This is a genomic window from Streptomyces sp. NPDC004667 (genome assembly GCF_040609475.1).
Taxonomy (GTDB): Bacteria; Actinomycetota; Actinomycetes; order Streptomycetales; family Streptomycetaceae; genus Streptomyces.
This window is the reverse complement of sequence record NZ_JBEXKC010000007.1, coordinates 97666-109764: the sequence shown is the minus strand read 5'-3', so window position 1 is coordinate 109764 and position 12099 is coordinate 97666. Positions and strand designations below refer to the sequence as shown.

The 12099-nt window shown below is 73.2% G+C and carries 11 protein-coding genes and 1 riboswitch; of the genes, 3 read left to right on the top strand and 8 right to left on the bottom strand.

The window, feature by feature from the left end:
• The first annotated feature begins 108 nt into the window (after positions 1-108).
• A complete protein-coding gene (locus ABZW32_RS06230; RefSeq protein WP_356211831.1) occupies positions 109-2226 on the top strand; it encodes a SpoIIE family protein phosphatase in 2118 nt (705 codons plus the stop codon).
• A 41-nt stretch (positions 2227-2267) separates the two neighbouring features.
• Positions 2268-2504, top strand: a riboswitch (cobalamin riboswitch).
• Positions 2505-2635: 131 nt separating this feature from the next.
• Entirely contained in the window at positions 2636-3070 is a 435-nt protein-coding gene (locus ABZW32_RS06225) for an acyl-CoA thioesterase (RefSeq protein WP_356211828.1), read from the top strand.
• 141 nt (positions 3071-3211) lie between these two features.
• Here the strand turns inward: ABZW32_RS06225 and ABZW32_RS06220 are convergent, their stop codons facing one another.
• Positions 3212-4375 (bottom strand): agmatine deiminase family protein, encoded by a 1164-nt coding sequence (locus ABZW32_RS06220; RefSeq protein ID WP_356211825.1) that lies wholly within the window; start codon positions 4373-4375, stop codon positions 3212-3214.
• 167 nt (positions 4376-4542) lie between these two features.
• Here ABZW32_RS06220 and ABZW32_RS06215 point away from each other — a divergent pair, with 167 nt between their 5' ends.
• The gene (locus ABZW32_RS06215) at positions 4543-5190 is read left to right on the top strand and encodes a TetR/AcrR family transcriptional regulator (protein WP_356211822.1); all 648 of its coding nucleotides are present in this window, start codon (positions 4543-4545) and stop codon (positions 5188-5190) included.
• Between the two features lie 73 nt (positions 5191-5263).
• Here the strand turns inward: ABZW32_RS06215 and ABZW32_RS06210 are convergent, their stop codons facing one another.
• The 7 genes from ABZW32_RS06210 to ABZW32_RS06180 form a co-directional block, all read right to left on the bottom strand.
• A complete protein-coding gene (locus ABZW32_RS06210; protein WP_356211819.1) occupies positions 5264-6061 on the bottom strand; it encodes an ATP-binding cassette domain-containing protein in 798 nt (265 codons plus the stop codon).
• Positions 6054-7040, bottom strand: coding sequence for an ABC transporter ATP-binding protein (locus tag ABZW32_RS06205; RefSeq protein ID WP_356211816.1), 987 nt, complete (start codon positions 7038-7040; stop codon positions 6054-6056). Before ABZW32_RS06205 ends, ABZW32_RS06210 begins: the two co-directional genes overlap by 8 nt.
• The gene (locus ABZW32_RS06200) at positions 7037-7891 is read right to left on the bottom strand and encodes an ABC transporter permease (protein WP_356211813.1); all 855 of its coding nucleotides are present in this window, start codon (positions 7889-7891) and stop codon (positions 7037-7039) included. The genes ABZW32_RS06205 and ABZW32_RS06200 overlap by 4 nt, the downstream gene beginning before the upstream one ends.
• Positions 7888-8847 (bottom strand): ABC transporter permease, encoded by a 960-nt coding sequence (locus ABZW32_RS06195; RefSeq protein WP_356211810.1) that lies wholly within the window; start codon positions 8845-8847, stop codon positions 7888-7890. The genes ABZW32_RS06200 and ABZW32_RS06195 overlap by 4 nt, the downstream gene beginning before the upstream one ends.
• Positions 8844-10511 carry an ABC transporter substrate-binding protein gene (locus ABZW32_RS06190; protein WP_356211807.1) on the bottom strand — a complete coding sequence of 556 codons (1668 nt, stop codon included), beginning with the start codon at positions 10509-10511 and terminating at the stop codon, positions 8844-8846. The genes ABZW32_RS06195 and ABZW32_RS06190 overlap by 4 nt, the downstream gene beginning before the upstream one ends.
• A gap of 85 nt (positions 10512-10596) precedes the next feature.
• Complete coding sequence (locus ABZW32_RS06185; protein ID WP_356211804.1) at positions 10597-11610, bottom strand: agmatine deiminase family protein; 1014 nt, start codon at positions 11608-11610, stop codon at positions 10597-10599.
• A 284-nt stretch (positions 11611-11894) separates the two neighbouring features.
• Entirely contained in the window at positions 11895-12035 is a 141-nt protein-coding gene (locus tag ABZW32_RS06180; RefSeq protein ID WP_356211802.1) for a hypothetical protein, read from the bottom strand.
• Positions 12036-12099: the final 64 nt, after the last annotated feature.

Genomic DNA, 12099 nt, shown 5'->3' with positions numbered 1-12099 from the left:
GTAGAGGATGTCGTGCGGGGCGGGCGGGAGGAGGATGGGGCCGACGGGCGAGTGCGGACCGGGTCGCCGGGTCCGGGACCTGCCGCAGCGGGCGAAGGAGGTCCGGTCATGGTCACGTCCGAGGCGTCGCGGGCCGGTCACGGCCCCGTGGGAGTGGTTCCCTCCGAGGCCGGCGGCCTGCTGGACGTGCTGAGCGTGGCCGCCGTGGTCCTGGACGCCGAGGGGCGGATCACGCTGTGGAGCCCACAGGCACAGGACCTCTTCGGCTGGTCGGCCGAGGACGCGCTGGGCCGCCACGCGGCCGAGCTGCTGGTCGCCGATGAGCACGTCGACCTGGTGCTGGAGCTGTTCGCCAAGGTCATGGCGGGTGGCGGCGCCTGGGCGGGCGTCTTCCCCGTGCGGCACAAGGACGGCTCCTCGCGGCTGGTGGAGTTCCGCAACATGCGGTTGCAGGACGAGCACGGCGGCGTGTACGCACTGGGGATCGCCTGCGACGAGACCGTTCTGCGGGGCGTGGAGCGCGACCTGGCGCTGTCCGTGCCGCTGGTGGCGCAGTCCCCGCTCGGGCTGGCGGTGCTGGACGCGGGCCTGCGGTACGTGCTGGTCAACCCGATGCTGGAGCGGATCAACGGCCTGCCCGCCGAGGAGCTTCTGGGCCGTACGCCCCACGAGGCACTGCCGTTCCTGGACACCGACACGATCGAGGCCTCCATGCGCCGGGTCCTGGACACCGGCGTACCGCTGCTGGACCAGTACGGCACGGGGCGCACACCCGCGGACCCGGACCACGAGCATGCCTGGTCGGGCTCGTACTACCGGCTGGAGGACCCGGGCGGGAGGGTGATCGGTGTCGCCCTGGTGGTCGTGGACGTCACCGACAGCCACCGCGCGGCCAAGGAGGCCGCCGAGGCCCGCCGGCGCCTCGGCCTCATCGCCCGGGCGTCGGTGACCGTCGGCACCACCCTGGACGTGGAGCGCACGGCCCGCGAGCTGGCCGGCCTCGTGGTGGCCGACCTGGCCGACCTCGCCTCGGTCGACGTCCTCGACTCCGTCCTGGAGGGCGGCGCGGCCACGGCGCCCGGCCCCCGGACGGGGCAGGCGCTCTTCGTGCCCCTCGCGGTGGCGACGTCCTACGGGACGGACGCCGTCCGCGCCGCGGACCCGGTCGGCGAGCGCACCACGTATCCGGCCGAGCGCCTGGTCGCCCGCTGCGTGAGCACAGGGCGTCCCGTCCTGGTGCCGCGGGTCACCGGCGCGGACCTGGCGCACATCGCGCGCGACGGGGCCGCCGCGGACCTCCTCGACCGGGAGGGCGCGCACTCCTACCTGGCCGTACCGCTGACCGCCCGCGGCCAGGTCCTCGGTGCCGTCGGCCTCCTGCGCACCCGCAATCCGGTCCCCTTCGACCACGACGACGCCACCCTGGCCGGCGAGCTGGCCACCCGCGCCGCCATCGCCATCGACAACGCCCGCTGGTACCAGCACGCCACCGACACCGCCCTGACCCTGCAACGCCACCTCCTGCCGCACCCCCCGCCGCGGGCGGCCGGTCTCCAGATCGCCTACCGCTACCAGCCCGCGGTGGCGGCGAGCGGGATCGGCGGCGACTGGTTCGACGCGATCCGCCAGCCCGGGGACAAGACCGCCCTCGTGGTCGGCGACGTGATGGGACACGGTGTCCACGCCGCCGCCACCATGGGTCAACTGCGCACGGCCACCCGAACCCTGGCGGACCTCGGTCTCGACCCGGCACGGGTCCTGCGCCACCTCGACCACATCACCGCCGAGCTGGACGGGACCATGGCGACCTGCGTCTACGCCACCTGGGACCCGCACCGCTCGCGCTGCCGGGTCGCCCTCGCCGGCCACCCGCCCCCAGTCGTCGTCAGGTCGGGGCGGGCGCCCGCGCTGGCCGACCTTCCGGCCGGCGTGCCGCTCGGCACGGGCGGCCTCGGTGACGCCGGGTTCACGTCCACCGTCCTCGACCTGCTGCCCGGTGACCGGCTGGTCCTCTACACCGACGGTCTCGTCGAAACCCGTGACGAGGCCCTGGACGACCGCCTCGACCTGCTCCTCAGCCTCCTCGCCGATCCGGGTCTCCCCCCGGAGGCGACCTGCGACCGGCTCCTGACCGCCCTGCGTCACCGTGACGCCGACGACGACGTGGCCCTCGTCATCGCGCGGGTACTCCCCCACCCGCCCACCACCGGGGCGGCCCCGCACTGAACGGCGCCCGGGGCGCCGTACACGGGGCGCGGCGACGCCCCTAAGGTGTGAGGGCAGCTGGTTCGCCCCGTCCGCCAGGCGGGATGCGTCGCAAGAGGGAACCCGGTGGGAATCCGGGACTGCCCCGCAGCGGTGAGCGGGAACGACCGCCGTCATACGCACTGGGACCGGACAACGGTCCTGGGAAGCGACGGCCAGTAGGTGCCCGCCGGCGGAAGCAGGAGTGCCGGCAGGTGTGCCCGTGAGTCCGAAGACCTGCCGCTGCCCGTACGCGAAGACCGCGTACGGAGATCCCGATGGCCTCGTGGGCGGGCCGGCGGCAGCGGGCGCCTCGCGCGGCCCGCCGCTCCTGCGCGTCCGCGTCCGGCCCGTCGGGACCGCATCCGCACGACTCGCGAAGGAGAGTTCCGTGACCGCGGACATCACCACAGGCACAGGCACCCGGGCCCACAAGGCGTCGGCCGACTCCCGTGTCACCCTCGCCCACATCATGAGCGAGCACGACACCAACCTCTACGGGACCATCCACGGCGGTGTGGTCATGAAGCTGATCGACGACGCGGCCGCCGCCTCCGCGGGCCGCCATGCCGACGGTCCCGCCGTGACGGTGTCCGTGGACCGCATGACCTTCCTGGCTCCCGCCCGCGCGGGCGACCTCCTCACCGTCCACGCCGCACTGGACCGCGCCGGCCGGACCTCCATGACGGTCGCGGTACGGGTCACCGCGGAACGCTGGAACGCGACGACCAGCCCGGCCACCGAAGTCGCCACCGCCCGCCTGACCTTCGTCGCCATCGACGCCGACGGGCGGCCGCGCCGGGTCCCGGGCCTGCTGGAGGGGTAGCGGGGCGAGCCGGGCCCCGCGCCCACCGCGATCCGCTCCGCCGGGACCCCGGTCTCCGCGGCGGCCGCGCGGACGCGTGAGCGCGGTGCCCGGCCGCGGGGATGCGGGCCGGGCGCCGCGCTCCGTCGGGCGGTGGGGCCGTTACGGCACCGGCTGCTGCTGGGTGACGCAGTGGATGCCGCCGCCACCGGTGCCGAGGCGGTCGATGTTGAGCCGTTCGACGACGCGGCCCGGGAACAGGCGCGTCAGCGTGGCCCGGGCCGCCGCGTCGGCCTGGGTGTCGCCGAACTGGCCGCTGATGACGGCGCCGTTGCACACGTAGTAGTTGGCGTAGGAGGCGAGGAAGTCCCGGTTGGTGGAGCGGATCAGGTTGTAGTCGGGGCCCTGGAGCTTCTCGGCGGTCATGCGGGCGCCGCCCGCGGTGGTCGCCCCGGACAGGACCTGGAACTGCTGGCGCGCGTCCTTGGCGTAGGCGTCGTTGTCCGAGGCCAGCGGCATCTGGACGAGGGCCTTGCCGGGGGCGAGGAAGCGCGAGGTGGCGTCGACGTGGTCGTCCGTGATGTCCTGGCCGGTCACTCCGTCGAACCAGATCACCTTGGAGGCGCCGTAGGCGGCGCACAGCGCGGCTTCGATCTGCGCCTGCGACGCGTTGGGGTTGCGGTTGCGGTTGACCAGGCTGCTGCGGGTCGCCATCAGGGTGCCGGCGCCGTCCTGTTCGACCGCGCCGCCCTCCCCCACCAGGCCGGCGGCGGTGAACGGGACGCCGACGTAGGAGGCGATCCGCCCGGCGACCAGGGCGTCCTTGGAGTGGGTCTGCTTGTTGCCCCAGCCGTTGAAGTTCAGCCCGACCGCGTCCAGTCCGCCGGCGCCGTCGGTACGGAAGACCGGGCCGCTGTCGCGCATCCAGCAGTCGTCCACGGGGATGGTGGTGACGACGGTGACCGTCGAGCCGCACAGCTGGCGGGCCCTGGCGGCGCTGCCGGAGTTGGCGCACATGTAGACCGGCTCGTACTTGGCGATGGTGCGGGCGATGAGCGCGATGTCCGACTGGACCCCGCTGAGGCTGCTGCCCCAGATGGAGGTGCTGTCCGGCCAGGCCATCCAGGTGCGGGTGTGGCGGACGTCCTCGATCGGCACGCTGAACGCTCCCGCCGCCGCGCGGGCGGGGCGGGGCGCCGCCGAGGCCCGTCCGTCGGCCGCGGTCAGCGCGGCGGCCGCGCCGGCCGCGGCGGTGAGACCGGCGGCGGCCAGGAACCGGCGCCGGTCCATGCCCCGGGCGGGCGGGCGGAATGCGTTGTCGCTCATGGGGGTCTCCTTGGGGGATGCCGGGGATGCCAACTCCCCCGCCTGGCAGCGGGGTTGACCGGAAACGTAAAACTGGCCAAGCGCTCGGTCAATAGTTTGGACAAGGTCGTTCCGGAGGATCGGGAAAAGCCCCAGGTCGGGTGCTGGAGCCTCGTTAGAGTGACGCCATGGCACCTTCCGCACAGGGCTCCCCGGCCCCGACCACGCCCCCCGTCCGCGCGGGACGGCCCCGGGTCTCCGCGAAGGGCGAGCAGACCCGGGCACGGCTGATCGCCGCCGCGCGGACCCTCCTCGCCGGAGGCATGAGCGAACGCTTCACCACCCGCAACGTGGCGGCGCTGTGCGGCGTGTCGCACGGGATGTGCCACTACCACTTCCAGGACCGGACCGATCTCGTCCTGGCGGTCATCGCGGACATCCGTCCGGAGTGGATCCACCCCCTGGAGGCGGCCGTCTCCGGGGAGGGCTCGTTCGAGCGGCGTTCCGAACGGGTGCTGGAGCTGCTGTCCCGGCCCGAGGGCGCGGAACTCTCCCACCTCCATTCGGCGTTGCACTGGCACGCCCTCAACGACGCGCGGGTCCGGGAGGCCCTGGAAGCCGAGTACTCGCGCTGGCGCGGCTGTTTCGTCACGCTGTTCGGGGTGCTGGCCGACGAGCGGGGCGGCGGCGTCGACCCCCGCCCGCTGGGCGAGGCGGTGGCCGCGGCCGTGGACGGCCTGGCCGCCGCGGAGTCACTGGGCTCCGAGGTGGATCCCGGTCCGGTGCTGCGCACCCTGATCCGTACGATCGCGGCCGGCGCCCGGCCCGGCGTCTGACCGGACCGGGCGCGGGGCCCGGCCCGGAGCCGCCCGGCCGGGAGCGGGCCCGCTGCGCCCGGGTGGCGCTCTCCTACAGCGCCCGTCGGGCCGCCGCGATGGCCTCCGGATCCCACCCCGGCCGCGGCACGGACTCCAGGAGCAGCCGGGTGTACGGATGGGTCGGCGCCGAGAGCACCTCCTCGGTGCTCCCCTGTTCGACGACGGCCCCGTGCCGCATCACGACGATCTCGTCGGTGACGCACCGGACGACCCCGAGGTCGTGGGTGATGAAGAGGAAGCCGATCCCGGTCTGCTCCCGGATGTCGGCCAGCAGGTTGAGGATCTGCGCCTGGACGGAGACGTCGAGCGCGGCGACCGCCTCGTCCAGGATGAGCACGGCCGGTTCGACGGCGAGGGCCCGTGCGATGGCGACGCGCTGGCGCTGGCCGCCGGAGAGGTTGCGCGGGAGCGCGTCGGCGGCCCGGGTGCCCAGACCGACCTGGTCGAGCAGTTCCCGTACCCGCGGGGTGTGGTCGCGTCCGGGGAAGTGCAGGCCCAGGGTTTCGCGCAGGACCGCCTCGACGCTGGTGCGCGGGTCCAGGGAGAGGTACGGGTCCTGGAAGACCATCTGGATCTCACGGGCGCGGGCCAGCCGCGCCGCCCGGCCGCGCGGCTGCCCGCCCCGTGGCCGACCCCGGACCAGGATCTCGCCCTCGTCGGCGCGCTCCAGGCCGACGACGATCCGGGCGGTGGTCGTCTTGCCTGAGCCGGACTCGCCGACGATGCCCAGCGATCCCCCCTGCGGGAGGCTGAAGGACACGTCGTCCACGGCGCGGACGGCGCCGAAGGAGCGGCGCAGCCCCGTGACCTCCAGTACGTTCTCAGGCATCGACGACGCTCCCTTCGAGCTGGTCGCTGTGGTGGCAGGCGGCGCTGTGGTCCGGCCGGCCGGGAGCCGGGGTCGGCAGCGGAGCCCGCTCGTCGCAGACCTCCGTGGCGAGGGGGCAGCGGGCGGCGAACGCGCAGCCCTTCAACGGCTCGCGCAGGTCGGGCGGTTGGCCGTCGATGGCGGCGAGCCGGCCCCGGGGGCCCTCCATCCTCGGGGTGGAGGCGAGGAGGGCTGCCGTGTAGGGGTGCCTCGGGCGGGCGAAGAGGACTTCGGCCGGCCCGCTCTCGGCGATCCGGCCCGCGTACATGACGTAGACGCGGTCGCTGATGGCGGCGGCGAGGTCCAGGTCGTGGGTGACGAACAGCAGACCGGTGCCGAAGCGTTCGCGGAGCGTGGCCAGGACGGCTATGACCTCGGCCTGGCTGGTGACGTCCAGTGCCGTCGTGGGTTCGTCGGCCATCAGGAGCACGGGGTCGCCCATGAGGGCCGCCGCGATGACGACGCGCTGGAGCATGCCGCCGGAGACCTGGCCGGGGTACTTGCGCAGGACGGAGGCGTCCAGCCCGACGGCGCCCAGGAGTTCGACCGCCCGGGCCGTGGCCTGCGCGGCGCTCATGGTCCCGGCGAGGGTGACGCCCTCGGTCAGGAAGTCACCGATGCGGCGCAGCGGATTGACGGCGGCGCGCGGGTCCTGGAAGACCATGGCCACCGTACCGGCACGCACCTGCCGCAGTCGGGCGGCGTCCATGGTGAGGACGTCCTCGCCCGCCACCCGCACCTCGCCCTCCACGACCCCGCCCGGCGGCAGCAGGCGCAGCGCGCTGCGGGAGGTGATGCTCTTGCCGGAGCCGGACTCGCCCACGAGGGCCACGGTCTCCCCGGCGCCGACGGTGAGGTCGACCCCGTCGAGGACGGGGCGGGCGGTGCCGGGCAGGGTGACCCTCAGGCCCCGGACGTCGAGTGTGGGCGTCGGCCTCATCGGGCCCTCCTGGAGACACGGTCGGCCCACCGCTCGCCCACCACGTTGAAGGCGACGACGGTCAGCACGATGAAGGCACAGGGCAGTACCGCGGAGAGCGGGTAGCCGGCCTGGATGGCGGTCTGCCCGTCGAAGACCATGCGGCCCCAGTCGGGGGTGAGGGCGGGGACGCCGAGTCCGAGGAACGACAGGCCCGCGAGGTCCATGAGGGCGTAGCCGAAGTTGATGGTGGACTGGGCGAGGACGACGGGTGCGATGTTGGGCAGGATGTGGCGCAGGCAGATCTGCAGGGCGGAGTGGCCCTGGACCCGGTACGCGCTGACGTACGGGCGGGCGCGCTCGGCCAGGACCAGGGAACGGGTCAGCCGGCTCACGTAGGGCATGTAGGCGACGGCGAGCGCGATGACCGGGGCGAGCAGGCCCTCTCCGTAGACCGAGATGATCAGGATCGCCAGCAGCATGCCGGGGAAGGCGAAGACCAGCTCGGTGCTGCGGGACAGGACGGAGTCGAGCCAACCGCCCCGCCAGGCGGCGGCCATGCCGATGGCGATGCCGGCGACGGTGGAGAACACGACGACGCCCAGCGGGCCGAGGAGGGAGGTGCGGGCGCCGAGCAGCAGCCGGGAGAGGGTGTCGCGGCCGGCGGCGTCCACGCCGAGCGGGTGCTCGGCGGAGGGTCCGGCGAGGGCGTTGCCCAGGTCGACGGCGTTGGGGTCGTGGGGCACCACCCAGGGCGCGAGCACGGCGGCGACGGCGACCAGGGCGGCGAGGCCGAGGCAGACGAGGTGGAGCGGGGATCCGGTGGCGCGGATCCGGGACAGGCCCGGCCGGCGCGTCAGGACTGCGGTCATACGGCGGCCTCCCGGGCTCCGAGGGTGACCCGGGGGTCGACCAGGGGCAGCAGCAGGTCCACGATCAGGTTCACGATCATGAAGAGGGCGACGACGATCAGGGAGATCGCCTGGACGGTCGGGAAGTCCTTGGTGGTGGTGGACAGTTCGAGGAGCTGGCCGATCCCGCCGATGCTGAAGGCGGTCTCGACCAGGATGGTGCAGACCAGCAGGGTCGAGACGATCAGTCCGCCGGTGGTCAGGACCGTGCCGAGGGAGTTGCGGAAGACGTGCCGGCGGATGACCTGGCGTTCGGGGACGCCCCGGCTGCGGGCCACGGTGACGTGGTCGCTGTCGAGGGCTTCGAGCATCGCCGAGCGGGTGACCCGGGCGAGCATGCCGATGAGGTAGAGGGCCAGGGCGATCGCGGGGAGGGTGAGGTGCCAGAGCATGTCGCCGAGGCCGTCGCCGGCGCCGCTGCTGGGGAACCAGCCGAGGCGGACGGAGAAGAGGCCCTGGAGCAGGACCGCCGCGACGAAGGACGGGGTGCCGACGGCGAACGTCGTGGTGACGAGGATGGCGGAGTCGGTCGTCCCGCCCCGGACGGCGGCGAGGCGGCCCAGCAGCAGGCCGACCACGACGACCACGACGAGGGCCATGGCGATCAGGAACAGCGTCACGGGGAGCCGGTCCGCCAGGAGGCGCGAGACGTCGGTGCGGTAGGTGATCGAGCGCCCGAAGTCGCCGTGCAGCATGTCGCCGAGCCAGCGGAAGTAGCGTACGAGGAAGGGGTCGTCCAGGTGGTACTGGGCGTTGATGGAGGCGAGGGCCTCGGGTGAGGCCGACCGGCCGGCGAGCAGGAAGCTCGCCGGGCTGCCCGGCGCCAGGTACATGGCCCCGAAGACCACGAACGAGGCGACGAGCAGGGTGGCGGCCATCTCCGCCACCCGGCGTACGGCGAATCGGACGAAGTTCACTGTGCGGCCCCCACACCGGCGGCCCACGGCTGGTACATGTACGAGATCGTCGTGGGCGCTCCGGTGATGCGCTTGCCCTGGAACATCGCGGTCGGCCATTCGGCTACGGGGATCCACAGCAGCTGCTCGGCCGCGTGCTTCTGGAGCTTGGCTTCGACGGCCATCCGCTCCTCGACGGGGTAGGTGCCGGCGGCCTGCTCGACGAGCTTGTCGTACTCGGGGTCGCTGTAGCCGGCGAAGTTCATGTAGGCGCCGGTCTTGAAGTTCGACAGCAGGTCGAGGGGGTCGGTGATCGAGTCGTAGTAGGTGAGCGGGAACATGTCGATGCCCTCGCGCGCCCCGGGGTCCGTGAACAGCGCGGTGAAGGCGTTGGGCGCGATGGTCTTGAGGCGGACGTCCAGGCCGATCCGGCTGCCCGCCGCCTGGACCGCGGTGGCGAGGAGGGAGACATCCTGGCCTATGGAGCTGGTGGCCATGGTCAGTGTCCTGCCGGTGGCTCCGGCCTCCTTGACCAGGGCCTTGGCCCGCTCGACGTCCTGGCCGGCGGGCGGCAGTCCGTCGAAGGCGGTCTTGCGGACGGCCTCGGGGGCGGCGGCCCAGGCGGCCCGGGTGGTGAGGGAGCCGGTGACGGTGCCGGCGCCGGCGAGTCCGGCCTTGACGAATCCGGTGCGGTCCAGTGCCAGGGACAGCGCCTGGCGTACGCGGACGTCGCCGAGGGGGCCGTTCATGTTGGTGACGTTGACGTTGACGGTGCTGAGGCCCTCGCCGAAGTAGAGGGTGCCGGCGCCGCTGGCGCGCAGCCGGGCGTAGCTCTCGGTGGGGATCAGGTAGCCGCCGTCGACCTCGCCGCTGAGCATGGCGTTGGTGCGGGCGGAGGGGTCGGTGAGGATGCGGAAGACGGCCTTCTTCGCCTTGGCCCTGGTGCCCCAGTAGCCGTCGAAGCGGTCGAGTTCGATCGACTGGCCCTTGTTCCAGGTGCCGAGCTGGAAGGGGCCGGAGCAGGCGAGGCCGCCGGTGGTGCCGTAGTCCTTGCCCGCCGCCTCGACGCCGGCCTTGGAGGCGACCACTCCGGCGGCCGAGGCCATGTACTGGGGGAACTGGGAGTCGGGCTTCTTGAGGGTGACGGTGACCTGGAGCGGGCCGGTCTTGGTGATCGCGGAGACGTTCTGGAAGACCTGGGCCCAGGCCGCGGCGTTGTCGGGGTCCATCTGACGGCCGAGGCTGAACACCACGTCGTCGGCGGTCATCTCCTTGCCGTCGTGGAAGCGCACGCCGGGGCGCAGGTCGTACACCCAGGTGGTGGGGTCGGGGTTGGATGCCTTCTCGGCGAGACCCGGTTCGGTGGTGAGGGCCGGGGTCCAGCGCATCAGGCTCTCGCACACGTTGGACAGGATCGTGTTCTGCGGGTAGTCGAAGGCCACCGTGTAGTCGAGGGTGGGCGGCTCCGCGTACACGGCCCAGCTGAACGAGTCGATCTCGCCCCGGGCCGGCGGGCTGGACGCGGAGAGGTGGGCGTCCGTGAGGGCTCCTCCGCCCTTGGGCGGCCCCGCACAGGCCGCGAGCAGGGCGAGAGAGGCCAGGACGGCGGTTGCGGCGGGGAGGGCCGCGAGGCGGGAGGACAGACGGTACGGGCGTCTGCTCGCGCGGGGTGGGGAGCTGGTCATCGTCACGCTCTCTGGTCCGTGAGGGGGGCGGGGGGAGGAGCGGGCGGACCGCCGGGGCGGTCCGCCGGGAGCGTTGGGCGCCTGGTCAGGAAGCGGTGGCCGGGCGTCGGGGCGCGGGGATCTGCTGGGTGATGCAGTGCACCCCGCCGCCGCCGAAGGCGATGGCGAGCGCCCGTACCCCGACGACCTTGCGGCCGGGGTAGGCCGAGGCGATGACCGCGAGGGCGTCCTCGTCCTGGTGCAGCCCGGCCACGGGGACGACCACTCCGCCGTTGGCGACGTAGTAGTTCAGGTAGGAGACCTCGATCTCGCCGTCCGCGAGGTCGGCGAAGGCCGTCTGGGGCACGTCGACGATCTCCAGCCGGCGGCCGCGGGCGTCGGTGGAGGCTTCCAGCACCGCGCGGTTGGCACGCATCCGGGCGTAGTCGGGGTGGGTGGGGTCGGAGGGCAGGGAGACGACGACCGTGCCGGGCGCGGCGAAGGCGCAGACGCCGTCGACGTGGCCGTCCGTCTCGGTGTCGAGCAGGCCGCCGTACGGCAGCCAGATGACCTTGGTGACCCCGAGCCTGGCCTTCAGTTCGGCCTCGATCTCGTCGCGGGTCATGCCGGGGTTGCGGTTGGGGTGCAGCAGGCACTGCTCGGTGGTGATCAGCGTGCCCTCGCCGTCCACGGTGATCGCTCCGCCTTCGAGGATCATGTCGGAGGCGTGGCGTTCGGCCCCGACGTGCTCCAGCAGCAGGGCGCTGATCCGGTCGTCGGCGTCGAACGGGTGGTGCTTGCCGCCCCAGGCGTTGAAGCGGAAGTCCACGCCGGCGCGGTTGCCGTCGCCGTCGAGCACGAAGAGCGGGGCGGAGTCGCGGAACCAGGAGTCGTCGACCGGCAGCTCGATGACGGTGACGTCGGCGTCCTGCCCGCAGTGGGCGCGGGCGTCGTCGCCGTGGCCGGGCGGGGCGACCATCGTGACGGGTTCGAAGGCCGCGATGGCACGGGCGACGTTGGCGTACTCCTCCTTCACGTCGTCCAGCACGCTTCCCCACAGGTCCTCGCGGACGGGCCAGGCCATCAGGCAGCCCTCATGCTCGGACCACTCGGCAGGCATACGATATCCAGACATCTGGGTGGCTCATTTCTTTCGTTGACGGAGTGTTCCACTCGACTGAAAATTCAGTCAAGCGGCAGTAGGGGGCAAAGCTGCCGACCGAGGGCGGCGGGGCGGCGGCCCCACGGGCCTTCGGAGGAAACAGGGGCGGCCAGGCGGGACCCGCCGGGCGCGGAGCGCAGGGGGCTCCCCACCGAGGGGGACGACGAGGCCGGTGACGGGGCTCACGCGGACGCCCCCGGGGCGGGCGGCGGCGACCCTTCGGGCCGATGCGCGGGTACCGCCTACGGCGATCCCGCCGCAACGGCCGGTCGCGCGCCGCAGGCCGCGGCCCGGTCGAAGTCGAGGCGCGGATTCGCCCCCGAGAAGCACGCGAGGGCCTCGGCGGCGTCCGCCCGGGAAACCCGGCCGGTCGAGAACTTCATGACCCCCACTCTTCCATTGACTGAAAATTCAGTCAATGGAAAGGGCGACGTAAACTCCCGGCCT